Source organism: Acinetobacter sp. GW821-FHT01C12 (assembly GCF_059422625.1).
In genome coordinates this window covers 49,781-76,385 of sequence record NZ_JBWKXD010000006.1, presented here as the reverse complement: position 1 = coordinate 76,385, position 26,605 = coordinate 49,781, and the positions used below count along the sequence as shown (strand labels likewise).

Genomic DNA, 26,605 nt, shown 5'->3' with positions numbered 1-26,605 from the left:
GTAATGAAAACATTATTTAAACGAACATTATTGGCAATGACTTGCGGTTCAGTATTATTCTTAACTGCATGTAATGATGATGATAACAAGGATAACTGGGGTTCAAATAAAGATTATGTGTCTGAAAGTACCTATAATTTAGGTAGTATGCCTGAGGCTGAATCAATCAAAGTAATGACCTATAATATGCCGTATGTAACAGGAGAAACTAAGAAAGCAACCGCATTGGTTTTTCTTCCAAAAACCAAGAGACCTATTGATGGTTGGAAAGTTGTGGTTTGGGAGCATGGTACGGTTGGTAATGGTGATAGTTGTGCACCGAGTAGGAATAAAATTAATGAACGATTTATAGGCATGGCAAAGAGCCTATTAAACGAAGGCTATGTGATTATTGCACCTGATTATGAAGGCTCAGGAACACCGGGTATGCACCCGTATTTAAATCTCAAGAGTGAGGCAAATTCCGCAATTTATGCAGTGAAAGCATATAAAGAGCGCTATGGTAATCAGGTTAACGGTCAATGGATGTCTGTCGGTCAATCTCAGGGCGGACAAGCTTCTTTAGGTACAGCAGAGTTTTCCAATAATGATCCCAACTATAAAGGTGCTGTGGCAGGCGCGCCTGCATCAAGTTTAGGTTATATTATTTCTGTTGTTGCACCGAAAGCGATTGAAAATATTCTTCTTGAAGAGCAAGCAGGGAAGAAACCTGTAGGCACTGCTGCTGGTGTTTATGCTACATTATTGACCTATGCATCATATACCACGGTGGGTGTGATCGCTTATGAGCCTAAGTTTAACTATCGTGAGCTTTATAAGGAACGCTCAAAAAATATTGCTGCAGAGGCTGAAGGCTCAACGGGGGAAAACGGTGCTTGTATTGTTGAGTTACAGAAGAAATTTTTTGATGATATCAATGATTATACCGCTAAAAATGTGGGTAAAACCGTTTTGGATTATCCTGGATTAGTCGATAATTTCCAAGAGAATCCGACAGTGAAAAAGTTCTTAGCAGAGAATCAACCTGCAACCAAGAAAATTAATAGCCCTGTGATGATTATTCAGGGAACTGATGATACCTCAGTGCCTTATTCAGTCACAGATAAATTGCAAAAAGACTTAAAAGCGATGGGAACAGATGTTACTTTCTTACGTGTGGATGGTGCTGGTCATACCGAAGCAATTATGGAAAAGAATGCTGAATTGGTTGCCTTTATTAAAAAACATATGCCAACCACAAAATAATTGTTTAAGAAAAGCATCCAGTCATTTGCTTTTCTTGGCGGTTAAATAGAGCGTGGTAAATAAAAAAGCAGAGTTTTAATTAAAGCTCTGCTTTTTTTATATCTATACAGATTGTTTGTAGGATTTTTAGCTACTTTCGATTAAGTTTAATTATAAAGCATTATACTATTTAGCTTATAAAGTATTTAAGGGGGGCTTGGAATATTTTTGTATTATCTACAGTTATGAAGGAAATTTTTAAATTAAATCGGTTTAATTGTTTTTTATGAAATTTCACGGTATTAAGATAATAATAATTTTTTAAATGTGAATTGTTTTACTGTTTTATTAAAAAATATTGTAGTAAGACTCATTATTTTATGATTAATTAATGCTGTGAACAGGGAGCTGTTCAAACAATAAAAATTGAGGACTTCGTAATGAAAACATTATTTAAACGAACATTATTGGCAATGACTTGTGGTTCAGCATTATTTTTAACTGCATGTAATGATGATGATAACAAGGATAACTGGGGTTCGAATAAAGATTATATATCTGAAAATACCTATAATTTAGATGTAATGAGTGAGGCTGCATCGGTCAAAGTCATGACCTATAATATGCCATATCTACTCGGGCAAACCAAGAAAGCAACAGCAATGGTTTTTATTCCTAAAACGACACGGCCTACTGACGGTTGGAAAGTTGTGGTTTGGGAGCATGGTACGGTTGGTGTTGGTGATAGTTGTGCACCAAGTAAAAATGCATTTCATCCTGGCTTTAAAAATATGGCGCAGAGCCTATTAAAAGAAGGTTATGTGATTATTGCGCCTGATTATGAGGGATTAGGCACCCCAGGTATGCACCCGTATTTAAATCTAAAGAGTGAGGCAAATTCAGCGATTTATGCAGTGAAAGCATATAAAGAGCGTTATGGTAATCAGATCAATGGCCAGTGGATGTCTGTCGGTCAATCTCAGGGTGGGCATGCTTCTTTAGGAACGGCGGAGATTTCCAATAATGATCCTAACTATAAAGGTGCTGTCGCAGGCGCGCCTGCTTCAAGCTTGGGATATATTATCTCTACTATTGCGCCACAAGCAATTAAACAGCTTCTTCAAGCTGGGCAGGTTGATGCTGCGATTGATGTTTCTGGTACATTATTGGCATACGCTTCCTATACTACGGTTGGTGTGACCGCTTATGAGCCTAAGTTTAACTATCGAGAGCTTTATAAAGATCGTTCAAGAAATATTGTAGAATTGGCTGAAGGTTCAACGGGTGAAAATGGTTTATGCCTTTCTGATTTACAGAAGAAATTTAACGATGATATCAAAGACTATATTACTAAAAATAGTGATAAAACCGTTTTAGATTATCCAGGATTAGTTGATAATTTCCAAAAGAATCCAACGGTGGAAAAATTCTTGAAAGATAATCAACCAGCGACAAAGAAAATTAATAGCCCAGTGATGATTATTCAGGGAACTGCTGATACAGCAGTGCCTTATCAAGTAACTGTCAAATTACAGGAGGACTTAAAAGCAATGGGAACAGATGTAACGTTTTTGCTTGTAGATAAAGCTAGCCATACTGAAGCGATAGTTCAAAAGAACGCTGATTTAGTTGCTTTTATTAAAAAACATATGCCAACCACAAAAAAATTGTTCTAAGAAAAGCATCCAATCCTTTGCTTTCTTGGCAGTTCAATTGAGAGTAGCTATCTATAAAAAGCAGAGTTTCCATTGAGGCTCTGTTTTTTATATTTATACAATCATTTGTAAAGTTTTATAGAGGATTTGATATAAGCGAATTTAAATTAAAGCTAAGCATTTGTATCTAAGTATTATTTTACTCTTTGGTTAAAAGTATCCTAGCAAGATGCTTTTTTTTATGTTTAATTAGTAGCTTGAACACGGAGTTGTTCAAAAAATAAAAACTGAGGACTTAGAAATGAAAGCATTATTTAAACAGACATTATTGGCAATGACCTGCGGTTCAGCATTATTTTTGGCTGCATGTAATGATGACGATAATAACTGGAATAATTGGGGTTCAAATAAGAATTATGTATCTGAAAATACATACAATTCTGATGTAATCAATGAGGCTACATCGGTCAAAGTTATGACCTATAATATGCCGAATGTACTTGGTGAAACCAAGAAAGCTACAGCAATGGTTTTCATCCCCAAAACAACGCGACCTGCTGATGGTTGGAAAGTTGTGGTGTGGGAACATGGCACGGTTGGCGTTGGTGATAGTTGCGCACCGAGTAGAAATAAGTTTAACCCACGATTTAAAAATATGGCGCAAAGCTTGTTAAATGAAGGCTATGTGATTATAGCCCCTGATTATGAAGGCTTGGGTACACCAGGCATGCATCCGTATTTAAATTTAAAGAGTGAAGCAAATTCAGCGATTTATGCAGTGAAAGCGTATAAAGAACGTTATGGTAATCAGATCAATGGTCAGTGGATGTCTGTTGGTCAATCGCAGGGTGGACATGCTTCTTTAGGAACGGCGGAGATTTCCAATAGTGATGCCAATTATAAAGGTGCTGTCGCAGGCGCACCTGCCTCAAGTTTGGGTTATATTATTTCTGTCGTTGCGCCACAAGCAATTCGAGATATCCTTCAAAAAGAACAAGCTGGAACAGCTCCAGTGGGTACTGCTGTTGAAGTTTATGCAGAATTAATGGCATATGCAGCTTATACCACAGTTGGTGTGACTGCTTATGAACCTAAGTTTAATTATCGAGACGTTTTCAAAGATCGTTCAAAAAATATTGCACAATTTGCGGAAGGTTCAACGGGTGAAAATGGTTTATGTCTAGATGAATTGCATAATAAATTTGCTGATGATATCCGTGATTATATTGTTAAGAATGGCGGAAAAACTGTTTTAGACTATCCTGGATTAGTCGATAATTTCCAAGAAAATCCTACGGTAAAAAAATTCTTAGCTGAGAACCAACCTGCAACCAAGAAAATTAATAGCCCAGTAATGATTATTCAGGGAACTGCTGATATGGCAGTACCTTATCCTGTCACAGAAGGATTGCAACAACGTTTAAAAGATATGGGTACAGATGTAACGTTTTTACCTGTGAAAGATGCGAGTCATACTCAAGCGATTGTTGAAAAAAATCCTGAATTGGTTGCCTTTATTAAAAAGCATATGCCAACTACAAAATAATTGTTTAAGAAAAGCATCCAGTCATTTGCTTTTCTTGGCGGTTAAATAGAGTGTGGTAAATAAAAAAGCAGAGCTTCCATTTAAGCTCTGCTTTTAATATGAGTATGTAAAACTTAAATTAAAATAAATAAGGGGGAAACTCAATATACTTTTGACTAAGAATATAATTAAATAATGAGAGGTTTGATTATGCAAATTGCTGTTAAAAATTTAATAAAACTTGGTGTATTTCCAAAGTCCGAAGATGCGGTGAATGATCCAAAAGGTATTGAGTATATTGATCATATTCAAGCATTAATTGATAGGATAAAGTTACCAGTGAGCAATGATGATGCGATAGGCTTGTGCTCGATATTAAGAAACGATGAGGATGATTACTTTGGTTTAACACAAATTTTATTGCAAAAAATAGAGACGGCACCTGATTGGCCAATTAAGGAGTTATTTGTTAATAACAATAATTACTGGATGAGTGTACTTAAGAGTAGAGCGAGATTTGTATAGTAAATAATGCAGGTAGACATTTTCCAGTCATTAGAATAGGTGGTCTAAAATTAAGATTCTGGAATTTATGTAAAATAAAAGCTAGATTATAGTAAAGTATAATATGTATGTTTTTAAAGTTTTCTTATGGAAAAGATTTATTGTAAAAAGGTAGTATTTTTTAGATAAGATTGTTACCTATTTAAAAATTATTTGTTTATTTTAAATATGGTGGAAATATGAAGAAAATGAGTTATATCGTGGCTTTTTTTTCATTGTTAATGCTGTTTTTTATTTTTGATTTACAAGGTGATTTTCAAACATACTTGAAATACAAAAAGTATTTCAAAGCTTTGTATCTTGGAGAGAAAATGAAGAACGAAAACATGGTGTTGAGAAACTGTTCTGATATATCAATTCAGGATGATTTACATAAAGCGTTTGAAAACATTCCAAAAGCTAATATTAGCTGTCTAAATAAATCGAAATTAATCTATATTGGCCCATATTATGGAGATCATGCAGTTGCTACATTTAGATGTTTTAATGATGATTTAGTTGTTGAGTATAGCTGGACTGATTTTTAGGAATCTTGTTCAATTATCGTTTCTAAGAAAAGCTGGAATATTCCTGAAAAAATGACAGTTGAACATCTTAATTCACCTTAAATTTAAAAAAAATCTAAAATTAATCAATTTTATAAGTAGGTGATGAAATGGGAATAAGAATTGGTGCTACATCCGTAACAGGAATAGAACCTTATTTTGAAAAACTTCATAAATTAAATCGTTATTTTGAAGATAAAAACTGGAAGACTTTATCTAATAACTCCTATGGCGGGAATTTTGTTTTAGCTCTTTTCATGGTTATTAGCATTTATGAGGAGGTTGAAATAAATTTAGCCAGATTTAATCAAATGAAAAATTTAGAAAGATCAAAGGATATTGATGGTAATACTCAAACTACTTTAATTTTTAAAATTTTAATCAACCCTTTAGAGATAGAGAAACTTTCGATCAACCAGTTAAGAGATCTTTATTGTTCCTTGTTTATTGAGCGTATAAACAATCCATTGTTTAAGATACCTAAGACCATAGATTATGATCAATTAAAATCTGACTTATTGGTATTAATTGAAGACCTTAAAGATGTAGATTTGAGTTCTATTTCTTTGTAAAACCAAATAGAGGTGGGTTGGATGGAAGAGCTTTATGGTTTTCTCCGAACTCTGGAGTAAAAAACGTTGGAGATAAGGCTGTAATTAGATGTGTAGTCACAAAAATAGGATGCTGATATGGCAGAATCATTTTGGCCAAGTGGAAATGATCAAACGATTATCTGTACTGATTTAAACATCAAAGAATTTTGTAAGCTGTGGGGAAGTCCATTTATTCAAGAGTATGAAGATGGCTTAGGTTGGTTTGATTCTACATATCTCTATGATTCTCAATTAATAAATACGCCTATCGTTTTTATTAAATATTTAGAATCACCTTATAGTTATACATTGGTCATGATTGATGAGCAGATCAAAGATGTAAGGGCATATGAAGATTTTATTATTAATAAATATTTAATTAATTCTTATATAGATCGTAGAAAATCGGAGTATAAGGATAATTAATATCTTTATATAATCGTCGTTTAAAATTAATTTAATAGACACAATAAAACGTGTAGTTGTCAGATAGAAATATTGATTATTTGTTAGATGCTTACCAATTTATCGAATTTAACAATCTAAAAAAGCAGAGCTTTCATTCTAGCTCTGCTTTTTTTATCTCAATGTATGGCCGTTTGTACATTTTTGACTGAAGATCGAACAGTTTTTTTACCAAATGAAAGGTGATTAAAGAAAATATTGAGTAATACTGCGGCTATACACGTCGCACTTATTCCTGAATGAAATAAAGTTTGGAATACTTTGGGAAAGGCATGAAAGAAATCAGGGCTGATTAAAGGAATTAAGCCGACACAGATCGACACAGCAACAATGATGAGATTGGATTGGGTTTGATAATCCACTTTAGATAATGTACGGATACCACTTGCTGCAACACTACCAAATAGAACAATACCCGCGCCACCTAAAACAGGCATCGGAATCGCAGCAATTAAACGTCCAAAAATCGGTAATAAACCAAGCACAACTAAAATGGCACCACCCGTTGCTACGACAAAACGGCTTTTCACACCTGAAATGGCAACCAGTCCCACGTTTTGGACAAAAGCACATTGCATAAATGAACCAAATAATGGCGCAATCGCAGAAGATAGCATGTCTGCTCTTAAACCATCTGCCAAACGATGACTATCCATTTTTGTATCAACAATTTCACCAATCGCTAAAAGGCTGGCTGTTGTTTCAGTAAGGATTACGATGGTCACGATACACATAGTTAAGATCGCGGACATTTCAAAGCTCGGTAGACCAAAAGCAAATAGATGTGGAAAAGCAAATAAATCACCATTGCCCACTTTTGAAAAGTCGGCAACACCAAGCAGGATGGTAAAAATTGCACCAACAATAATTGAAATGAGTACGCCTAGGCGCGCCATTGTGGCTGAACCAAAGCGACTCACCACAAGTAGTACACCGAGGGTAAAGGCTGCAATCCCGATATTTTCTAGTGAGCCCCATTCGGGTGCTTTAGAGTTACCGCCCATAATCCAGCGGATTGCAACAGGTAAAAGTGAAATCCCGATAATGGTAATAATTGAACCCGTCACAATCGGTGGAAAGAAACGCACTATTTTTGAGAAAAAGGGGGTAATCAATATCCCGAAAATAGAACTGACAATCACAGCACCAAAAATCGTTTGGATATTTCCCCCAGTTGTACCAATCGCGATCATGCTTGCGACAGCAGCAAATGAAGTGCCTTGTACAATTGGAAGTTTTGCACCAAACCACTTTAGTCCAAGCGTTTGTAGTAATGTTGCCAAACCACCCACAAGAATAGATGCCGTAATTAATAAGGCAATTTCAGCTGCATTTAGACCAATCGCCGTACCTACGACCAAAGGTGCTGCAATCAGACCACCGTACATGGTGAGTACATGCTGTAAACCAAATGTCAGGTTCTTTCCCGCACTTAAAACTTCATCTTCAGGTTGAATTTTTTTAATTTCAGTATTCATCTTAAAACCTTTATGACTTTGCCATCCCTGTATTACAAAGAGCAATTTATATGCCAAATGGTCAATAATTGTGGGCAAAGTGCTTTAAGTGAAAGCTAAAACTTATGTGTTTGAGGTTGATATCTAAATTATTTCTTTGTGCAAAGCCGATTATTTTACGGTGGATAAAGCTTAGCGTGTTTAGATTGGCGCGATTCTAAAACGAAGCACTAGGCTTCTTTCATCTGTCCTTTTTTAAAGCATAGATTAAGATAAAGCACCCTCATCCTGATCTTCTTCAAAGGGGAGGAGAAGCTTTTAATAGCGATATGATTCACACAACATGATCATTTATTTTAGCATTTATGCAGTTGTGCTTGATGGGTTTGAGAATAGATAAAAAATTGTGCTGTACCTACAGCGAGTACACATGAGGCAAGTATAAATTGCTGATGATAGGAGACACCCCAATGTTGCAAGCTACTAAAACAGATTCCACCAACCAATTGGGTTACGGCAAAAGCTAATGTTGCTATGCTCCATAGTTTTTTATAGGCCACATGATAAAGATGTAAAATGGTATATGAAGTAAGGAAAACCACAGCAGGATTAAGCAAACCTGTAAAAAAGGATGAGGTATAGGTAAGGATTGGATGGGTTGAAAAAATCGCAATAAAGATCGCCAAGACATACAGGCTATATAATATTTTTAATGCGGTAAAATTGCCAAATTTTCGTGCCAGTAAGTAAGCACTGATTGCACCTAAGGCACTGCCTGAACCATACAAAATCCAATTCAAGTTAATTAGATATAGATTAAGATGTAGGGTGTTTTTAAGATAATCAATCCAAAACAATGAGTGGGGAACATAGGCAAAAGCGCTAGAAGCATAAACAATCAGCAAACTAAAATACATGCCATTGACTGTCCCCGTTTGATTGTTTGCTACGCTGATATGATCTAGATGATCTTTAAATAGATTGAGTAAATAAACAATGATCAAACAAATGACAGCAGAGAATGCAAATAAAATCATCCATGCAGATTGTGTGTTGATTCTGTCGAGATAAGGCAAAAACAGGGTTGCCAATAATACTCCGATGCCAATACCGCTAAAGCCAATAAAGTTGATGGTTAAACGTTCTTCAGCTTTGCTGCAATGTGCAACAATACTCGGTGCTAGGATCATCAATAAGCCACCACTGATGCCTGAAATGACACGCCAAAAGACATACCAGCTTTCGGGAAGACCCGAAAAAGCACAACTGAGTAAACTCACCGTTCCAGAAAATGCCGCCAAAATGATATATCGAGGCATGGTAAAGTTTTGAGGCAGTTTCATTGCCCAAAATGCACCAATTAAATACCCCAACAAATTTGCACTGCTTAATATACTGGCAAAACTGGAGTCCCAATGATAAGCAAGACGGGTAGAGGGCAATAATGCAGTATAGGAAAATCGGAGAATGCCAATGCCTAAACACATACACAGGCATAGAAAGATACTCAGCTGAATTTTATTCGATCCGATCTTGGTCATTGTGCAGATTATCCATTTTCCGTTAATTCACCTTAAGGTGAATTTAAAAAAATGACAATAAATAATCAGTATTTAGTTTGGGAATAATCAGGGCTTATTCACATAACTTAACCAGTTGGTAAAATCGAAGCTTACTCTGCGATAAGTATGATTAATATGATGGGCTCAGTCTGTTTAGATTATTGAACAATTATGAATTAAACGTGATTTAGAACAGATTGACCCATCGACAAGCAAATTTCGTAAGGATTAAGCCTATAGATTAGCATCGACAGGATCACCGATCGTATAGTAATGCCCACCTGCAACATGATGTAGGCTTTTCCATTCAGCGCCAACTTCATGGTAATACCAGTGACCATTGCGAAATACACGATCATCCGCATACGCAGCGACGACTTTGCCTATAAATAAATCATGGCTTTGTTGATTATGCGGTTCAGGAATCAGTTCACAGATCAACCATGCAGCGCAGCCTTCAACCGCAGGGAGCTGAAATCCCTCAAATTGGAAAAGTGGCGTATGGCAGTGTGAGAGTTTTTCAGGGTCATTAAACTGACTGATTGAGCCTAATTGTTGTACCAGCTTAAGTTGTTTGAGTGTCGGTACCTGTAGGATGAAATGCCCTGACTTTTCAACTAATTCACGAGTTTTTGTACTTTTGTCTAAAACCACACTCACTTTGGCAGGCACAAGTTCTAATGCACAAGCCCAAGCTGCTGCCATAACATTGTTTTCGTTTTCATACTGGGCTGAGACAAGCACGGTTGGACCGTGATTTAACAGGCGATAAGCCTTAGAAAGTTCAACAGTTTGAATATGTGAATTCATGAGATGGCCTATATTCTGGGTGTTAGTCTTTATTTGTATAAGCTTATACAAAAAATTCATGAGTGCGCTAAAGTGATGTTTTTATTATTAATAGTGCATGTTGAGAAAACAACACTTAAATATCAAAAAATGCTAAAGACTATTGGATATTTCACAATAAGCTTATAATAAAACGATCAAAACTATTGGAACTCGAATGAACTATACGCTCATTTTGAATATTGTCATATTCATTGCCTTGATCATACTGCTGATGCAAACCAGAAAGACAGATTGGAGTCTGGCTAAAAAAGTGTTTGCCGGTTTATGTTTAGGTGTGGTATTTGGGCTAGGATTACATTGGGTTTATGGTACAAATTCTGAAATTTTAACTGAGTCTATTCAATGGTTTAATATCGTTGGAAATGGTTATGTTAAGCTTTTGCAAATGGTGGTGATGCCATTAGTGCTGGTCTCGATCCTGAGTGCTGTGATTAAGTTACATAATGCATCCTCATTAGGCAAGATTAGTATTTTTAGTATTGGTACATTATTAATCACCACGTTTATTGCCGCTTTGGTTGGCGTGTTTGTGGTCAATCTATTTGGATTAAGTGCGGCTGGTCTTGTACAAGGGACACAGGAAACAGCACGTCTTGAAGCAATTCAATCAGAATATATTGGTAAAGTCACAGACTTAAATGTACCTGATTTTATTTTATCTTTTTTGCCGACAAATCCATTTGCTGAACTCACTGGGGCACATCCAACCTCAATCATTAGTGTGGTGATCTTTGCTACGATGCTCGGTTTGGCCGGGCTTAACCTGATCAGAGATGATGCCGAAAAAGGCCAACGTATCGTCACTGCAATTGATACTTTGCAAGCTTGGGTGATGAAGTTAGTTCGATTGGTGATGACACTTACACCTTATGGTGTATTTGCCTTGATTACGAAAGTCGTGGCAAGTTCTAAAGCCGCTGACATTGTTAATCTCGGTGGTTTCTTGGTTGCCTCTTATCTGGGTCTAGCTATCATGTTTGCAGTACATGCAATTGTATTGCTGCTGACAGGCGTTAATCCAATCCGATTCTTTAAAAAGGTTTTACCTGTATTAACCTTTGCTTTTACCAGCCGTTCGAGTGCGGCAAGTATTCCATTAAATATTGAAGCACAAACTCGCCGTTTGGGTGTGCCTGAGTCTATTGCCAGCTTTTCTGCTTCATTTGGTACAACGATTGGGCAAAATGGTTGTGCGGGTTTATATCCAGCAATGCTTGCGGTGATGGTTGCCCCAACAGTGGGGATTAATCCACTTGATCCGATCTGGATTTTAACTTTAGCTTGCGTGGTGACTTTAAGTTCAATTGGCGTTGCAGGTGTCGGTGGTGGTGCAACCTTTGCTGCACTGATTGTTTTACCGATTATGGGTTTACCTGTGACTTTGGTGGCTTTGCTGATTTCCATTGAACCTTTGATTGATATGGGGCGTACTGCGTTAAATGTTGATGGTTCGATGACTGCAGGTGTTGTGACCAGTCAATTGATGGGGCAGACAGATCAAAGCATCTTGCTTTCAGATGAGAGAGAAGAGTTAAAACATAGTTAACCCTTTTTTCTATATTATTTAAATGCCATAAAAAACACCTAAATTACATTTAGGTGTTTTTTTTCAACTAAAGTTTATCAAACATACTCTGATTCATTAAACGCATATTCATTAAAACAAGGCAAAGTATTCACTACTCGAAATCGCAGTTTATCACGATTATATTTCTGATAAATATGATGGCCTGCTGGCGCTAAAACGTTCTATTTTGCTGCTTGATTACACTCAACCAATTCTTTTGAATTTTTTGTCCAAATTTTTCCAGCAGAATTTTTATAGAAGGTGATTTTCCCAATTCGGGAGACCAAACTTTGACATGAGTCTATTGAAAGTTGATTGCCCCAAGGACCAGACATCCGACATACAGTACCATCGCATTTCCAAACCACATTAGGGCCATTCTCTATCGGTACGGTAACTGTCCCTTTATGCGTGCTTCCAGCAATCCAAATGGTATCGGCTGCAAAAGTCAGTGGAGAACATAGGATTAGGCTACTTATAACGACGCTTCGGAGTTTTATGCTTATTTTCATCGTGTTTATTCCATAATTATTGATCTAGGAAAGCTTATAAACTTCAAATGAATCTATAAAACAGGTGTATTTAAAATGGTCAATATGATCAAGCTCAAGTTTTAACTGTAACCATTTTAAAACATAGACTGTATCTGTAATCATTTTTAGTATCACTTAGAATAGATTAAAATGAGGAGTTTTGACAATGAAAATGTACCAAGTTGATGCTTTTACACAACAATTGTTTAAGGGCAATCCTGCTGCTGTATTGGTCTTAGATGATTGGCTGGATGATGCTTTGATGCAAAATATTGCCTTAGAAAATAATTTGGCAGAAACTGCTTTTGTAAAACGCATTGATGATGAAAATTATCAAATTCGCTGGTTTACACCACAGGTTGAAGTCGATTTTTGTGGGCATGCAACTTTAGCTTCAGCTTTTGTTTTATTTAAAGACTATAGCCAAGCGAAGACGATTCATTTTCATGTTAAAGATTTGGGTATTTTTATCATCCAGCAAGCTGAGGATGGAAAGATCCAGATGAATTTCCCAATTCGTCAGCCACAAAAAGTGATCGATTATCCAGAATTATTGAATCATGTTATTGATCAGCCTTTTAAAGAAGTCTATCTCAATGCGCAAGCGTATATTTTAGTTTGTGAATCTGCACAAGATGTGATAAATGCAACGCCAAACTTACCCAATATCCGAAAAATTGCAGAACAATATCATGTGAGTACCGCATTAACTGCGGAGTCTGCAGGCTATGATGTGACCATTACCGCAGCTTCAAACGATTATGATTATGTGGCTCGCTATTTTGCCCCGCATAAAGGGATAGATGAAGATCCTGTAACAGGTTCTATGCATACAGGTTTAGCGCCTCTATGGGCTGAAAAGCTGGGTAAAACACAACTTATCGGGTATCAGGCATCAGCGCGCGGTGGAAAATTGTTTTGTGCTCTTCAGGACAATCAACGTATCGAAATTTCAGGCTATGCACAGTTATTTATGCAAGCTGAGATTTTTATTTAGATTGATTTTAAGATAAAGATGTTCAAATCATTACAAAAGCCGTTGAAATAAACGGCTCTTTTTTCAAAACTTTACTATAAATTTTGTTCAGAATTTCTTAAGATGTTTAGCTTATAAATGTTTAAAATTTAAAAAATTCTGGATTCTCCTATGCTCATGCAGTTGAAAAAACTCACCTTGTCGCTTTGTATTCTTGGTTTTAGTGCGTCTAGTTTTGCTCAAGCCATCCTGGTTAGATCTGAACATAATATCGAAGAATATAAGCTAGAGAATGGCTTTAGAGTTTTACTTGCACCGAATGACAAAGAAAGTAAAGTCTTTATGAATACGGTTTATTTGACCGGTTCATTAAATGATCCGCAAGGCAAAGGTGGTCTCGCACATTTACTTGAACATTTAGCGTTTAAAGGCACACAAGATGTAAAAGGCGATGAGTTTCAACGCCGTTTAGATCAATATACGTTAATGACCAATGCCAGTACCGATTATTATTCGACTAAATATACCAATATTGTACGCCCAGACCAAAACACCCTAAATGAAGTGATTTATTTAGAGTCACAACGTATGGACAAATTGGTGCTTCAAGAACAATTCGTTCCTTCAGAAATCAATATTGTGATGCGTGAACGCGAAGTGCGTATGGATCAGCCTTTTGCTGTGCTGATGGACCAAATGTGGAAAGCAGCCTATGGCAACAAGTCATTAGGTCGTTTGCCGATTGGTGATCTTGCTGAACTACAGTCAATTAAAATGAATGAATTGAACAAATTCTATAAAGACTGGTATGCACCGAATAATGCAGTGATGGTGATTGCAGGTAAATTTGATAAAGCAGAAGTTTTAAAAGCCATTGATAAAAACTTTAGTGCGATAGCTGCACGTAAGATTCCTCAACAAGCAACAGTACCTTTACTTGATTCTTCAACCATAAAAAATCGTAATTTTGTGGTGAAAAAGGGCAGTGATCTTGCCAAATTCAACATTTATATGAATGGTAAGAATGAAAAAATTCAGCCAGTATTAGCACTTGCGCCATATTTATATACCTTACAACCGAGCGGTCATCTATATTCCAGCATGGTAGAAACTGGTGTCGCGACCAATGTCCAGTCTACAACATGGTTAGATGATGATTTTAACTTGGTATTTATGGGGGCAATTTATGCACCAAACCATGATGCTCAAAAAATTGACAGTGCGTTGATTGTCGGTGTAGAAAAAAATAAAAGTTTTGATGATGTTGAATTAAAACGGGTTAAAAATCTGATCCAGAATGCCAATGAAAGTTTATTGACCAGTGCTGCTGCTGTCGGTGGTATGTTAAGTGATTATGTGGTGTCATCGCATGGCAATTGGGCACAATATTTTAAAGATCAACAAGCCATTCAAAAGTTAAGCGTAGCTGAAACTAATGCAACTTTAAAAGCATTTTTAACTGAGCAGCACCGTTTTAATGGTGATATTCAACCGACACCTGAAGATCAGAAAAAGGCCTTGGAGCAAAAGCAAGCTGCTGAAAAACCAAAAACTTTAGATCAACAAGCTGCTGCAGTAGAACCGTTAAAAGATGTCAGTGTTTATCAAGCCGAAGTTGCTCAATATGTTGAAAAATCGAAACAATATTTAACTGCAACAGAGAAAAAGATTCAACGTGGCACTTTAAAAAATGGAATGAAATATGCTTTATTCCCAACCTCGACACGTGATGATAAAACCTATGCAACCATTGAGGTTAATTTTGGTACAGCTGAATCTTTAATGAATAAGGCGCAAATTCTCGATTTTACGGCTTATTTATTATTACGTGCTTCTGAGCAATATAGCTTACAGAACATTGCAGATAAAACCATTGAAGCAAGTGGTGGAGCAACTGCGACTGCATCGGATAACGGGATTACCATTCAAATTTCAGCGAAAAAAGAAAAATTTGAAGAGTTTTTTAAATATATCGTGTCGGTGATGAAGAGCCCTAAATTTGAACAATCGCAATTTGATTTAATTAAATTACAAAGCTTATCTAGTTTGGATCGACCATATACTGAGCCTGAAACAGTATCCTCTTTAACCATTGCACGCTTACTTGAAACCTATCAGCCGGGTGATTTACGTTATCATTTTGAACCAGAACTGGCTAAACAACAGATTCAAGCAGCAACCAACCAACAAGTTGTCGATTTATATAAAACATACTTTGCAATGGATCATGCCTTTATTTCTATCACTGGGCAGTATGATGCAAAACCAATCAAGAAGTTACTTGAGCAACAATTTGGAAATTGGTCAGCTAAACAACCTTATCAGCGTCTATCAACAGAATTTACCACTTATAAAGCGCAGAAAGTGCATGCCCTTTCAGAACAACGTGAGTTTGGTAGTTATCAAGCTTTGCAGACCTTGCCTGTAGGTGTGGACAATAAAGATGCCGCAGCACTGATTGTCTTTAGCTATATTTTGGGTGACTCGCAATTGTCTTCACGTTTAGGACAAGAGCTTCGTGAAAAAAATGCGTTGGTTTATGGTTTTGGTAGTCAATTAAATTTGGACTCTTTTAATGAAGCGGGTGCATTGTCGATCGAAGCCAATTACACAGCAGGAAAATCTGCTGAAGTATCGCAAGTGGTGCGTAAAGTGCTGAATGACTTATTAGCGACTGGAGTAACCAGTCAGGAGTTGGAAGCGGCTAAAGCCAATATCATGAAGCAACGTGTGACGTCTTTAGAAGATGAACGTGTGATTCATCGTATGTTAAACAGCCAGCTTGAACGCAATAAGAAAATGGATAGTCGTGCTTTAAGAGATCAAGAGTTTGCTCAACTGACCAAAGCTGATGTAGATGCTGTGATTAAGAAGTACATTAAACCTGATCAATTGGTTGAAGTAATGGCTGATCAATATGGTCAACCTCAGAAAAATCTAAATTGATGATTAAAATGACTCATTGACGCAAGGAAAGCCATACATGTGTATGGCTTTTTTATAACGATACAAGATCAATAAAAATGAGCCATCAAGCTGTATTGATTTATATTTATTAAATTGAAAGCCGAGGTATTCAACCTCGGCTTTCAATTTGACACTGCCTGAAAAATAAATTATTTTTCAACAAAAGCGCGTTCAATCACGTAGTCGCCTAAAACACCCATTTTAGGGGATTCTTTCAGACCGTGTTGGTCAAGCAGCTCGACAACATCGTCAAGGAATGCTGGACTACCACAAAGCATTGCACGGTCAGTTTCAGGATTAAAACGTGGTAAGCCAATTTTTTCAAATAAGGCACCAGATTCAATCGCAGTGGTTACACGACCTTGGGTATGGAAATCTTCACGGGTCACAGTTGGGTAGTAAACCAATTTGTCTTTAATCCCTAGCTCTTCAAAAAACTCATTGTTTGGAAGTTCGTTGAGAATCAGGTCTTGGTAAGCCAATTCAGAAATAAAGCGTGTACCATGTACCACGATAACTTTCTCAAAACGCTCATAGGTTTCTGGATCGCGAATCGTTGATAAGAATGGTGCTAGCCCCGTACCTGATGAAAGAAGGTATAAGTTTTTACCAGGATTCAAATCATCAAGCACTAAAGTACCAGTAGGTTTTTTAGAAATTAGAATTTCATCACCAACTTTTACTTTTTGCAAAATAGAAGTTAAAGGACCATCAGGCACTTTAATTGAGAAAAACTCTAATTCTTCTTCGTAGTTAGCGCTTGCAATAGAATATGCTCGCATTAAAGGCTTACCATTGACTTCAAGACCAATCATCACAAATTGACCATTTTTAAAACGTAATGCAGTATCACGTGTGGTCTTAAAACTGAATAGAGTGTCATTCCAGTGGTGTACGTGAGTAATCTTTTCGACGTTGAAAGCAGCCATTAAAGGTCTCAATAAATTATCAAATTAGAACAGCCTGCTATTCTAATCTAAAATCATTCTCGATAAACTGAATATATTTAATTGAACTTATCAGAAAAAATGATTATGACTGAGTTAAGTCTCCCGATTATTGGGATTATGCGTTCTCCTTATGTTGAAAAATTTGGTATTCCTCGACAACCAAATCTGGTTCAGGTGGAGTCTTTTATCGAAATGCATGCACCCTACAATGTCTTGGAAGCATTTGAGGGAATCGAGGAATTTAGTCATTTATGGTTGATCTGGCAGTTTCATGACAATAAAAATCAACAAGATAAAGATAAGTTCCGACCTCAAGTGAGACCTCCACGTTTAGGTGGAAATAAAAAAATCGGTGTATTTGCAACACGCAGTATGTATCGCCCAGCACCGATCGGTTTATCTGTAGTACAACTTAAAGCCGTTAAAAAAGAGGGGAATGCAGTTCGTGTATATGTGACAGGCAGTGACCTTTTAGATGGTACGCCGATTGTCGATATTAAACCTTATATTCATTATTCTGATGCTGTGGATGCGGCGCAAAGTGGTTATGCCCAGCATGAGCCTGTTCGTAAACAGGTTATTTGGTCTGAGCATGCACAGCAATTAAAAAGTAAATTTCTTCAAACAGCTGATGTGAACCCAAAATATATCGCTGAACTTGAGTCGGTACTGGCTTTAGATCCTCGACCAGCTTATCAGCATGATGATGCGCGTATTTATGGGATGCGTTTTGGGCAATTTAATATTAAATTTAGCTGTGCTGAAGAAGCGATTCTGATTCAGGGCATTGAGTCGTTCAGTTATTGAAAAAGTGATTCCATATCCTGCTTAAAACTTATGCGCTTTTGTCTGCTGTGATCGGAGCATCTCGGTTTAAAGAGCAGGATAGTAGCTACAATTACTCTAAAACGGCTGTCTTGGCAAACTGCAGCAAATCTTGTTGTGATTTCAACAAAAGCCGTTGCTGTTCTGCGGCAATCCAGCCCAAAGCAAACCAGACTTGGGGTTCTGCTTTGACCATTTTTTTTAACACATCTTCAGCAACAATCAGGTCATTGTAGAGCCCTAAACTTTCTTGAGCAGGCTTTATGTCTTTTAAATATTTTTTGATTTGACTTTTATCTGATAATGATGCAACGAACTCAATACTATAACGCAAACGCTTTAAGTTTTTACGAGTACGGTGCCGTGCTTCGATGTCTAAATTTAAATAGTTTTCTGCATCAGTTTGAATTTTGCGATGTAGTTGTCTAACTTTTTTAAATGCTGCTTTATGTACAGCTATTTGAGATTTTTCACTTGATTCTTGGGCAATAAATTGAATCAGGGATAGGACCAAATAATTAAAATTAAAAGATCTAAACAGTTTGGTTAATTTTTGCGAATCGACATCTTGTGGTTCTGGAAGTTTAAACTTAGGTGCACCAGCAGCTTCAAGCTGAGGTAATAACTCCTCTCGAATCATATCTAAATCACGAGCAGAACCGAGTTGTCTAAATAGTTCGGTTAACTGTGTTTGCCAAGTGGGGTCGATATGCAAAGACCAATTTGAAAAGGTTTTTAAAGCACTTCTTAAGCGACGAATTGCCACACGTGCCTGATGAATATGTTTGGAATTAAAGTTTCCAGATGCAATTGCTGTAGTGTTGGGGAGTAGATGTGATAAGCAATTATTCACGATCTTTTTTAATGCATTCTCAGGGTGATCCTTTGAATCAAGAACAAGTGGCGTTTGCAACTGTACGGGATTGTCTGGAGAGTTTTGTGCAAGCTGAAAACCTTGCTGTGCTTTGCTACGGGTATCAAGCCATAAGTTATAGCGTTTCATCCGAGGTAAGATAAAAGAAATGAGATCTTGAACAGTGCCTTGTTTCAGTTCAAATTCTAATTCACGTAATGCGAGACGCTGTTGATGGGCGATGATATGACCATGATCATAACTGACTTCAATTTCACTATTTTGAAATTTAAATAAGCTGAGCTTTCTTTCGATGTCTGTTTGAAACTGAACTTCTAATCCGTCTTTATGTTGTTCTAATAAGCGTTTAATATTTTTAGCAATATGCTTATTGCTGAGATAATTTTTTAGATCTAATTCTGTTTCCGCGCTTTCGATATTTTCCTCAAATTCAGCACGTTTAAGCCTTTGTTCTGTTGGAAGTTTGAGGGTTTGTACCCATTGCTGCTTTTCTTGATCATCTTCAAGGCGTTGACGAAGCGAAATGGAATGTTCAGACAAAATAAATTGTGCCGTATCATAGTATTTGGCTTGTAAGTGCTGAATATTGGTATCTTTTCTTTGAAATGCTTTAATGAGCATTTCTTGCTTTTCTTCAGGTATTTGGAATTTCAATTCAATTTCAAACATGCTTATCGTTCCATTCTTATTACTTATTCTCTCGATTTTAATCCGATAAATTGTTTTTTTTGAGTTTTTAATGAATGATTACAAATTCGCAACGTGAATACTCAAGCGACTACAAATATTCAATTTTATGCAGTATTTAAAGAGATGATTTTATTCAATAATTTTAATCAATAAAACCACCTCTTCTCGCTGCTGATTTATTTTAAAAACTTACGACTAACCAAGAACTGTTCCGTCGCTTCAAGCAGTTTTTCTGCATAAGCTTCTTGTTTTGCGGTAAGCCAGCCTAAAGCAAACCAATCACTGGCTTCTAGGTCGGTTTGTTGTAGGTAAGATGATGATGAAGCAAGCACTTGATATTGCTCACATGCTTGTTGAGCATCATTTAAAGATTTCGCATATTTTTGTAAGTTCTTAACATCATAGATATTGGTTAGGATCGGAAAGCTAAATTTTAATTCATTTAAATGTTGAGCCAGCGCTTCTAAACTTTCAAGGTCGGATAGATCAGCTTCATTTAAACTTTCTTGTAACTGTCGATACTGATTTTGCAATGTATTTTGCGCAAACCATTTTAAGTCATGGGTTGGCGCTTTCGCAGACTGTCCTAAACTGAACATGAGTAATTCTAAATAGTGCTGCACATTTTGAGTCGATTTGACCAAATTGATAAGTTTTTCATTGGCATACAAAATATCCCGATCTAAACTTTGTGCAGTTTTCGGATTTTGCAGTAAAGCACCTAGTGTGCGTTGCATATGTTCAAAATGCTGTAAGTTTTTAAAATGACTCTCAAACGCTGAAAGTTGATGTGACCATTTATCCGTTTTGGTATCTGTCCAATCTTTAAATAGAGAAAGACTTAAATGTAAGTGGTGTAGGGCAGTCTGTGCTTGAATAATATGTTCAGGCTGGGCAACTTGTGCAGAAATCGCGGCAATATTTGGCAATAAATGTTGTAATTGACTGGCAATAAGCACACGTAAATTTTTATCTGCAGTGTCTTTTTTATTTAAAATGGTTTCTTTACTGAGCTGTGCCGGGCTGACTTTTTGACCTACAGTCAATAAGTGTCCAAATTCAGCTTTGCTACGTACATCGAGCCACAAATGATACTTTTTAACCCATTCAAAACTAAAGGCTAAAAGTGATTGAATTGAGCCACTTTTTAATTCAAATTCTACTTCATGAATTTCTTGTTTGGAGGTTTCAGTTCTGACTTCACCAATATCGAGGCTGATTTCAATTTCAGCATCTTCAAACTGAATCACACGGATGGTACGTTGGATGTCAGTTTCAAATTGTAATTGGAGTTCATCAAATTTATCCCCCAATGCATTTTTTAACACAGCAAGTGCTTCGGGTTTATTCTGGTAAATATCAATATCTAAATGTGGGGCTTCAGCAAGCTCACCTAAATCAATATTGTCTTCAAAGCGTTGTAAATGGCTTTTGGTGGCGGCTTTTAATGTTTGTACCCAACGCGTTCCTTCTAAGCGTTGACGTAGTGCAGCGCCGTGTTGGGACATCTGACGATCAGGTGTGTCGTAGTATTTTGCTTGTAATTGAATAATTTGGGATTTTTTAGGATCTAATGCTTTGAGGAGTGCATTGCGGCGGGCTTCCGGAATTTGAAACTTTAATTCAACTTCAAGCATGTGAGGGTCCTAAGTGTTAATCATGGTTATTAGAGAGTTAAACATTCTTGAATGTTTAATCTGGCATTGTAACTTAAAATGTGTCATCAGAAGACTTGTATAGCATGCCATTTGAGTATTTTTTACCGCTATATCGTTACTAATTAAATATTTAGAATGACAAAATTTCCTATTCCGTGACTTGTATGGTCTGGGCAATACTTGAAGTCGCAAATATAGATGAATTGTCAACAGACTTGATATTGAATTTGGCTGTTATTGCAGCATAAAATAAACTAAGCTGATTAAAAATAAAACAGGATGATTGATCATGAACGCGTATGTTGAGCCTAAATCGGAATTAGAGCAAAACCCAAAGTTTGAATTACCAATTAAAAACTATTCAGAATTTTATCGTTTTTATTTAACTGAACACCGTAGCATGATGAGTCGCCGTTTGCATGCAGCTGGAAGTAGTCTCGGTATTTATTTCTTTAGCAAAGCAATTCGTCAACGTAAAGCAAAATATGTGGCCTATGGACTGCTTTCTGGCTATGCATGTGCTTGGGTGGGACATTTTGTATTTGAGAAAAATAAGCCAGCAAGCTTTAAGCAGCCTCTTTATAGTTTTATTTCTGACTGGCGTATGCTTTCCGATATTGTACGTGGCAATTTAAGTTTAAAAGACCGTAGTCTAGATAAAATTGAGAGCTAATCTTGCCAGTATGGTAATAAATTAAACAAAAAAGCTTAGAGATTTCTAAGCTTTTTTGTTTTTGTCACGTCTTCGCTGAGAAAACTTGCTTATAATCCATTTATTTGATTGTTTGAGAATATTGAATGCGCGGTCTTTACCTGATTACCAACGACGATCCAATCCAATTATTATTAGAAAAACTCGAAGCTGCTTTAAGCACTAAGCAAGTCGCTATTCTTCAGTATCGCCGTAAAAAAGTAGCTCAATCTGATCAAGCCAATGAAGTGAAGCAGATCAAGCAACTGTGTGAAAAGTATCAGACACCATTTTTGATTAATGATGATTTAGATTTAGCTGAACAATTTAGTTTAGGTGTTCATCTTGGGCAGTCTGATGGTGAAATTTCAGATGCAGTGCAACGTTTACCACAAGGTGTCATCATTGGGCGGACTTGCTTAAACTCAATTGAGTTGGCTGAAAAAGCAATCGCTGAAGGAGCAAGCTATGTGGCTTTTGGCGCAATTTATGCAACATCGACCAAACCTGAAGCAGGTAATATTGGCCTAGCGACATTACAGCAGGCATCTGAAAAGTTTGATTTACCTATTTGTGCTATAGGCGGTTTAACAGTTGAAAATTCTCAAGCTGTGATTGAGGCTGGTGCTGACCTTTGCGCAGTGATTAGTGATATATTAGCTTTATCAGTTGAAAATATTCCTGCCCGTGTCGCAGCTTGGGCACAGTTATTTGCAGAAACTGCAAAATCTTAATTTGTATCGTGATTTTTTATATCATTTTGAAATTTTAGTATTCTACAGGATTGAGTCGATTTATGAGCCTATCTCCAAAACAAGAGCAATTGTTTAAACAAGCCAGTAAACATATTCCAGGTGGAGTGAATTCTCCTGTACGAGCGTTTAATGGGGTGGGTGGTACGCCAGTATTTATCGAAAAAGCCAAAGGTGCTTATCTATACGATGTCGACGGCAAGCGCTATGTGGACTATGTGGGTTCTTGGGGGCCGATGATTTTAGGTCATGCACATCCTGATATTATCCAAGCAGTACAAGAAGCAGCAGTTGATGGTTTAAGCTTTGGTGCACCGACGGTACATGAAACCACACTGGCTGATTTGATCTGTGAGATCATGCCATCAATTGAATTGGTTCGTATGACCAACTCAGGTACTGAAGCAACCATGACCGCTATTCGTTTGGCGCGTGGTTATACTGGTCGTGACATGATTGTGAAATTTGAAGGTTGTTATCACGGACATTCAGATTCTTTATTGGTTAAAGCGGGTTCAGGCATGTTGACCATGGGTGAGCCAACATCAAAGGGTGTACCTGCTGATTTTGCCAAGCATACGGTGACCTTGCCATATAATGATATTGAAGCTGTTAAAGCTTGTTTTGCGAAATATGGTCAAGAGATTGCAGGGGTGATTGTTGAACCTGTTGCTGGAAATATGAATCTGGTTAAACCAATCAAAGGTTTCTTAGAAACGATTCGTGAGCAATGTGATCAATACAAATCAGTATTTATTATTGATGAAGTGATGACCGGTTTCCGTGTAGCACTCGGTGGTGCGCAAGCATATTATAATGTAAAACCTGATTTAACGACTTTGGGTAAAATTATTGGTGCTGGATTACCAGTCGGTGCATTTGGTGGAAAACGTGAAATCATGGAATGTATCGCGCCTTTAGGTGGGGTTTACCAAGCAGGAACCTTGTCGGGTAATCCTTTGGCTATGCGAGCAGGGATCAAAATGTTTGAAACCCTTCGCCAACCTAACTTCTACACTGATTTGTCTGCAAAATTAGATCAATTATTACAGGGGCTACAAGCGGCTGCGGATGAAGCTGGAATCCCATTCTTTACTCAACAAGCTGGTGGTTTGTTCGGTCTTTACTTTACAGATCAGACCGAAATTAGCAGTTTTGACCATATTTTAAAATGCGATATTGAAGCATTCCGTAAATTCTTCCACGGGATGTTAAATCGTGGTGTAAACCTTGCTCCATCTGCATTTGAGGCAGGCTTTATTTCAGCTGCACACAGTGATGAAGATATTCAATTTACCATTGATATGGCTAAACAAGTCTTTGCTGAAATGCAAGCTTAAGGGGATTTAAGGCCGCTTCGATTGCTTGAATAAATGAGCAGAATGGACAGTCTTTTTGCATCAAGTTTGATTTAGAATAAAAGCCTGTAGTCTAAGGACTACAGGCTTTTTTGTGATTTTAGACATTATAATTCAGGAAGAAAATATGCAAACCAAACACTATTTAACCTTATCTGATGCAGAGTTTTTATTGAATAAAGCACATCAATATGCAATTGATCATTCTTTTAATGTCAGTATTGCCATCGTTGATGAAACGGGCAATTTATTGGCAATGAAGCGTATGGACGGCGCTTCTGCATTGACGTCGAAATTCTGTTTGGACAAAGCCAGATGCTCTGCATTAAGTCGTAGACCGTCAGGATCATATGAGACCCTTATCAAAAATGGTCAAATGGGATTTTTAACCATGCAGAGCGGCTCAGGGATGTTGGAAGGTGGTGAGCCTATTTTGTATCAAGGTCAGTTGGTTGGTGCAGTGGGTATTTCAGGAGTGAAATCATTTGAAGATGCTGAAATTGCACGACATGCAATTCAAGCCTTTCTTGCTCAATGTAATTAAACTTCTATACTTAAAAAATTATGCGTATAGGTAAAGTCAGTAAATAAGTTTGAAGAGGTGTTTAAATAAACACCTCTTTTATCTTGTAAAATTACAAACGATAGAATTGTTTGGCATTATGATGGAAGATATTTTCCAGTGCATTTTCATCATATTGCATCACGATATCACTAAACGCATCAATGATATTCACCAGACTGGTATTAACCCGATCCATTGGAAAATTGGAAGCAAACATCACCCGATAGGTGCCAAAACTTTCCAAAGCATGCAGAATCAGTGGTGCAACTAGATCAGTGATTTGTTGCTTAGAGGCCAGTTGTTTTTTCTTATAAAATTGATGACCAAGTACTGGCATAAATAGACCTGACATTTTGGTATATACATTTGGATAAGCGGATAATTCAGCAATAGCATCTTGCCATTGATAAAAAATATTTTCACGTGCTGTTTTAGACAAGCCTGTATTTTGTCCAATTTTACCAAACAAGCCTGCTGGTGTACCAAAGTGGTCTAAAACAATTGAGGTTTCTGGGAACTTTTTTGCCAGCTCAATTACATCGGGAATTTGATGAGAATACACCCAAGCATCAAAACTCAGGTTATGTTGCGCGAGTTGTTCAAAACCTTTTAAGAATTTTTTCTCGGTATACAGGTGCGGGATATCTGTCCAATTATGCACGCCTTTATCTTCATGAAAGGCAGCCATACGGCGTATACCGCGCAAACGTTTAGATGCTTTTTGGTGTAACTTTAAAATCTTTTTGAAATTAGGATCGCACGGGTCGGCGCTAGCCACGATGCCACCAAGTTTTACAGTATTTTCATTAAAGGGTAAGGATTCAATAAATTCTGTTTCACCCACGACGCCTTTGCCTTTCTGTTTGGCCCAACTGGCTTCAATATGCACCACTTGTTCGACTGTATATGAGCCAAGATCATGTTTATAGTCTTGTGGTAAATAGGGGCGGGTGATGTGCTCAGTTAGTCCAACCGTTTCAATCAAATCTTTAGCTTTGACTAAACGCACCATTTTATCGAGTAGGAATGGACGCTTGCCCAAAAGCTTTACCGCAAATGCTGCTGCATGAGGGGTGTTGTAGGGATCCCACTGGTGAATATGTGGGTCAATGATTGGAAAATTCAAATCTTGCATATAACGTCCAAATTGTTATTTATTATCAAAATACAATACATGAATTTTATAAAAGGTGAATATTGTCACTTGGTAAATTTATGGGATAAGGTCATTGGGAGGATCAGTTGATTTTATTGTTTTAGGGATGACTGCCGAAAGATTGTTATAAAAAAATAGCCTCATTGAAGAGGCTATTTTATCAATGCTTTGATTGATCTAAGATGAATTAATTCAATCAGTGTTGATGATCATGGCCATCATGATCATGCTTGTGGGTATGAAAATCTTCGTTTTTACGGAAACGGAGATAATTTTCAAACTGCTCACAATACTCATCATAATTGTCTTCAAGCATCATTTGGAATTGTTGCAATATATAAGACATGACTTGTTCTTTCGCGTCACGCATTTCATCACCATCTTTAAAGGTGTTTGCAGCAACCCAGGTATTAAAACGTGCAGTAGCGAAGAGCATTGCTGAGCTGACTTGTCCACGAAGTTCTTCTGGCTTAGGTTGCTGTCCTTTCGCTGGGCGGCAAAACTCATTGGCTTGTTTGATAAACTCATCCGCACGCTCAAAAAAAACAGCATTTAAAGCTTCTTCTTCGGTGACATCAGTAGCATCGATTTTTTGAGACAT

At 37.1% G+C, this 26,605-nt stretch carries 24 protein-coding genes; 15 read left to right on the top strand and 9 right to left on the bottom strand.

The genetic code is table 11. From position 1 onward, the window contains the following. Positions 1-3 precede the first annotated feature (3 nt). From AC07WY_RS14595 to AC07WY_RS14565, 7 genes are all read left to right on the top strand, one after another. Positions 4-1,245, top strand: coding sequence for an alpha/beta hydrolase family protein (locus tag AC07WY_RS14595; protein ID WP_494736584.1), 1,242 nt, complete (start codon positions 4-6; stop codon positions 1,243-1,245). A 419-nt stretch (positions 1,246-1,664) separates the two neighbouring features. After that, positions 1,665-2,900, top strand: a complete 1,236-nt coding sequence (locus AC07WY_RS14590) for an alpha/beta hydrolase family protein (RefSeq protein ID WP_494736583.1) — start codon at positions 1,665-1,667, stop codon at positions 2,898-2,900. 280 nt (positions 2,901-3,180) lie between these two features. Then, positions 3,181-4,425: an alpha/beta hydrolase family protein gene (locus AC07WY_RS14585; RefSeq protein ID WP_262085499.1), complete on the top strand. Its 1,245-nt coding sequence runs from the start codon at positions 3,181-3,183 to the stop codon at positions 4,423-4,425. A gap of 189 nt (positions 4,426-4,614) precedes the next feature. Further along, the gene (locus tag AC07WY_RS14580) at positions 4,615-4,929 is read left to right on the top strand and encodes a hypothetical protein (RefSeq protein ID WP_494736582.1); all 315 of its coding nucleotides are present in this window, start codon (positions 4,615-4,617) and stop codon (positions 4,927-4,929) included. 218 nt (positions 4,930-5,147) lie between these two features. Then, positions 5,148-5,495, top strand: a complete 348-nt coding sequence (locus AC07WY_RS14575) for a hypothetical protein (protein WP_494736581.1) — start codon at positions 5,148-5,150, stop codon at positions 5,493-5,495. A gap of 128 nt (positions 5,496-5,623) precedes the next feature. Then, positions 5,624-6,085: a hypothetical protein gene (locus AC07WY_RS14570; RefSeq protein WP_494736580.1), complete on the top strand. Its 462-nt coding sequence runs from the start codon at positions 5,624-5,626 to the stop codon at positions 6,083-6,085. Positions 6,086-6,202: 117 nt separating this feature from the next. Beyond that, complete coding sequence (locus AC07WY_RS14565) at positions 6,203-6,532, top strand: hypothetical protein (RefSeq protein ID WP_419334483.1); 330 nt, start codon at positions 6,203-6,205, stop codon at positions 6,530-6,532. A 158-nt stretch (positions 6,533-6,690) separates the two neighbouring features. Here AC07WY_RS14565 and AC07WY_RS14560 read toward each other — a convergent pair whose 3' ends face one another. The 3 genes from AC07WY_RS14560 to AC07WY_RS14550 all read right to left on the bottom strand — a co-directional run bounded on the left by AC07WY_RS14560 (position 6,691) and on the right by AC07WY_RS14550 (position 10,400). Further along, positions 6,691-8,049, bottom strand: coding sequence for a nucleobase:cation symporter-2 family protein (locus tag AC07WY_RS14560; RefSeq protein WP_494736579.1), 1,359 nt, complete (start codon positions 8,047-8,049; stop codon positions 6,691-6,693). 335 nt (positions 8,050-8,384) lie between these two features. Then, the gene (locus tag AC07WY_RS14555; RefSeq protein WP_494736578.1) at positions 8,385-9,569 is read right to left on the bottom strand and encodes a YbfB/YjiJ family MFS transporter; all 1,185 of its coding nucleotides are present in this window, start codon (positions 9,567-9,569) and stop codon (positions 8,385-8,387) included. Positions 9,570-9,824: 255 nt separating this feature from the next. Continuing rightward, complete coding sequence (locus tag AC07WY_RS14550) at positions 9,825-10,400, bottom strand: flavin reductase family protein (protein ID WP_096733614.1); 576 nt, start codon at positions 10,398-10,400, stop codon at positions 9,825-9,827. Between the two features lie 196 nt (positions 10,401-10,596). Between AC07WY_RS14550 and AC07WY_RS14545 the strand changes: the two genes are divergently transcribed. After that, positions 10,597-11,988, top strand: a complete 1,392-nt coding sequence (locus AC07WY_RS14545; protein WP_034612245.1) for an L-cystine transporter — start codon at positions 10,597-10,599, stop codon at positions 11,986-11,988. 203 nt (positions 11,989-12,191) lie between these two features. On the opposite strand, the gene AC07WY_RS14540 is transcribed toward AC07WY_RS14545, so the two are convergent. After that, positions 12,192-12,521, bottom strand: a complete 330-nt coding sequence (locus AC07WY_RS14540; protein ID WP_494736577.1) for a DUF8200 family protein — start codon at positions 12,519-12,521, stop codon at positions 12,192-12,194. 187 nt (positions 12,522-12,708) lie between these two features. Between AC07WY_RS14540 and AC07WY_RS14535 the strand changes: the two genes are divergently transcribed. Beyond that, on the top strand, positions 12,709-13,539 hold the full coding sequence (locus tag AC07WY_RS14535) for a PhzF family phenazine biosynthesis protein (RefSeq protein WP_494736576.1): 831 nt from the start codon (positions 12,709-12,711) through the stop codon (positions 13,537-13,539). Positions 13,540-13,689: 150 nt separating this feature from the next. Further along, positions 13,690-16,464: a M16 family metallopeptidase gene (locus AC07WY_RS14530; protein ID WP_494736575.1), complete on the top strand. Its 2,775-nt coding sequence runs from the start codon at positions 13,690-13,692 to the stop codon at positions 16,462-16,464. Between the two features lie 170 nt (positions 16,465-16,634). Here the strand turns inward: AC07WY_RS14530 and AC07WY_RS14525 are convergent, their stop codons facing one another. Then, positions 16,635-17,414: a ferredoxin--NADP reductase gene (locus AC07WY_RS14525; protein WP_004721908.1), complete on the bottom strand. Its 780-nt coding sequence runs from the start codon at positions 17,412-17,414 to the stop codon at positions 16,635-16,637. Between the two features lie 99 nt (positions 17,415-17,513). Here AC07WY_RS14525 and tsaA point away from each other — a divergent pair, with 99 nt between their 5' ends. Further along, on the top strand, positions 17,514-18,242 hold the full coding sequence (gene tsaA, locus AC07WY_RS14520) for a tRNA (N6-threonylcarbamoyladenosine(37)-N6)-methyltransferase TrmO (protein ID WP_494736574.1): 729 nt from the start codon (positions 17,514-17,516) through the stop codon (positions 18,240-18,242). A 91-nt stretch (positions 18,243-18,333) separates the two neighbouring features. Here the strand turns inward: tsaA and AC07WY_RS14515 are convergent, their stop codons facing one another. Together AC07WY_RS14515 and AC07WY_RS14510 are read right to left on the bottom strand one after the other, a co-directional pair. Continuing rightward, positions 18,334-19,803, bottom strand: a complete 1,470-nt coding sequence (locus AC07WY_RS14515; protein ID WP_494736573.1) for a CYTH and CHAD domain-containing protein — start codon at positions 19,801-19,803, stop codon at positions 18,334-18,336. Positions 19,804-20,000: 197 nt separating this feature from the next. Then, on the bottom strand, positions 20,001-21,461 hold the full coding sequence (locus AC07WY_RS14510; protein ID WP_262085513.1) for a CYTH domain-containing protein: 1,461 nt from the start codon (positions 21,459-21,461) through the stop codon (positions 20,001-20,003). A gap of 310 nt (positions 21,462-21,771) precedes the next feature. Here AC07WY_RS14510 and AC07WY_RS14505 point away from each other — a divergent pair, with 310 nt between their 5' ends. The 4 genes from AC07WY_RS14505 (at position 21,772) to AC07WY_RS14490 (ending at position 24,827) form a co-directional block, all read left to right on the top strand. Next, positions 21,772-22,155, top strand: a complete 384-nt coding sequence (locus tag AC07WY_RS14505) for an Mpo1-like protein (RefSeq protein WP_262085515.1) — start codon at positions 21,772-21,774, stop codon at positions 22,153-22,155. 125 nt (positions 22,156-22,280) lie between these two features. Then, positions 22,281-22,907, top strand: coding sequence for a thiamine phosphate synthase (gene thiE / locus AC07WY_RS14500; RefSeq protein WP_105714500.1), 627 nt, complete (start codon positions 22,281-22,283; stop codon positions 22,905-22,907). A 62-nt stretch (positions 22,908-22,969) separates the two neighbouring features. After that, the gene (hemL, locus tag AC07WY_RS14495; RefSeq protein ID WP_004721899.1) at positions 22,970-24,265 is read left to right on the top strand and encodes a glutamate-1-semialdehyde 2,1-aminomutase; all 1,296 of its coding nucleotides are present in this window, start codon (positions 22,970-22,972) and stop codon (positions 24,263-24,265) included. Between the two features lie 145 nt (positions 24,266-24,410). Further along, a complete protein-coding gene (locus AC07WY_RS14490) occupies positions 24,411-24,827 on the top strand; it encodes a GlcG/HbpS family heme-binding protein (protein ID WP_262085517.1) in 417 nt (138 codons plus the stop codon). A gap of 91 nt (positions 24,828-24,918) precedes the next feature. Here AC07WY_RS14490 and AC07WY_RS14485 read toward each other — a convergent pair whose 3' ends face one another. Continuing rightward, positions 24,919-25,983: an amidohydrolase family protein gene (locus tag AC07WY_RS14485; protein WP_494736572.1), complete on the bottom strand. Its 1,065-nt coding sequence runs from the start codon at positions 25,981-25,983 to the stop codon at positions 24,919-24,921. A 217-nt stretch (positions 25,984-26,200) separates the two neighbouring features. Beyond that, positions 26,201-26,605, bottom strand: coding sequence for a DUF3144 domain-containing protein (locus tag AC07WY_RS14480; RefSeq protein WP_004820141.1), 405 nt, complete (start codon positions 26,603-26,605; stop codon positions 26,201-26,203).

Bases quoted from the DNA above. Each gene is read 5' to 3' on its own strand.
- AC07WY_RS14595 (WP_494736584.1), top strand. From the start codon at position 4: ATGAAAACATTATTTAAACGAACATTATTGGCAATGACTTGCGGTTCA.
- AC07WY_RS14590 (WP_494736583.1), top strand. From the start codon at position 1,665: ATGAAAACATTATTTAAACGAACATTATTGGCAATGACTTGTGGTTCA.
- AC07WY_RS14585 (WP_262085499.1), top strand. From the start codon at position 3,181: ATGAAAGCATTATTTAAACAGACATTATTGGCAATGACCTGCGGTTCA.
- AC07WY_RS14580 (WP_494736582.1), top strand. From the start codon at position 4,615: ATGCAAATTGCTGTTAAAAATTTAATAAAACTTGGTGTATTTCCAAAG.
- AC07WY_RS14575 (WP_494736581.1), top strand. From the start codon at position 5,148: ATGAAGAAAATGAGTTATATCGTGGCTTTTTTTTCATTGTTAATGCTG.
- AC07WY_RS14570 (WP_494736580.1), top strand. From the start codon at position 5,624: ATGGGAATAAGAATTGGTGCTACATCCGTAACAGGAATAGAACCTTAT.
- AC07WY_RS14565 (WP_419334483.1), top strand. From the start codon at position 6,203: ATGGCAGAATCATTTTGGCCAAGTGGAAATGATCAAACGATTATCTGT.
- AC07WY_RS14560 (WP_494736579.1), bottom strand. From the start codon at position 8,049: ATGAATACTGAAATTAAAAAAATTCAACCTGAAGATGAAGTTTTAAGT.
- AC07WY_RS14555 (WP_494736578.1), bottom strand. From the start codon at position 9,569: ATGACCAAGATCGGATCGAATAAAATTCAGCTGAGTATCTTTCTATGC.
- AC07WY_RS14550 (WP_096733614.1), bottom strand. From the start codon at position 10,400: ATGAATTCACATATTCAAACTGTTGAACTTTCTAAGGCTTATCGCCTG.
- AC07WY_RS14545 (WP_034612245.1), top strand. From the start codon at position 10,597: ATGAACTATACGCTCATTTTGAATATTGTCATATTCATTGCCTTGATC.
- AC07WY_RS14540 (WP_494736577.1), bottom strand. From the start codon at position 12,521: ATGAAAATAAGCATAAAACTCCGAAGCGTCGTTATAAGTAGCCTAATC.
- AC07WY_RS14535 (WP_494736576.1), top strand. From the start codon at position 12,709: ATGAAAATGTACCAAGTTGATGCTTTTACACAACAATTGTTTAAGGGC.
- AC07WY_RS14530 (WP_494736575.1), top strand. From the start codon at position 13,690: ATGCTCATGCAGTTGAAAAAACTCACCTTGTCGCTTTGTATTCTTGGT.
- AC07WY_RS14525 (WP_004721908.1), bottom strand. From the start codon at position 17,414: ATGGCTGCTTTCAACGTCGAAAAGATTACTCACGTACACCACTGGAAT.
- tsaA (WP_494736574.1), top strand. From the start codon at position 17,514: ATGATTATGACTGAGTTAAGTCTCCCGATTATTGGGATTATGCGTTCT.
- AC07WY_RS14515 (WP_494736573.1), bottom strand. From the start codon at position 19,803: ATGTTTGAAATTGAATTGAAATTCCAAATACCTGAAGAAAAGCAAGAA.
- AC07WY_RS14510 (WP_262085513.1), bottom strand. From the start codon at position 21,461: ATGCTTGAAGTTGAATTAAAGTTTCAAATTCCGGAAGCCCGCCGCAAT.
- AC07WY_RS14505 (WP_262085515.1), top strand. From the start codon at position 21,772: ATGAACGCGTATGTTGAGCCTAAATCGGAATTAGAGCAAAACCCAAAG.
- thiE (WP_105714500.1), top strand. From the start codon at position 22,281: ATGCGCGGTCTTTACCTGATTACCAACGACGATCCAATCCAATTATTA.
- hemL (WP_004721899.1), top strand. From the start codon at position 22,970: ATGAGCCTATCTCCAAAACAAGAGCAATTGTTTAAACAAGCCAGTAAA.
- AC07WY_RS14490 (WP_262085517.1), top strand. From the start codon at position 24,411: ATGCAAACCAAACACTATTTAACCTTATCTGATGCAGAGTTTTTATTG.
- AC07WY_RS14485 (WP_494736572.1), bottom strand. From the start codon at position 25,983: ATGCAAGATTTGAATTTTCCAATCATTGACCCACATATTCACCAGTGG.
- AC07WY_RS14480 (WP_004820141.1), bottom strand. From the start codon at position 26,605: ATGTCTCAAAAAATCGATGCTACTGATGTCACCGAAGAAGAAGCTTTA.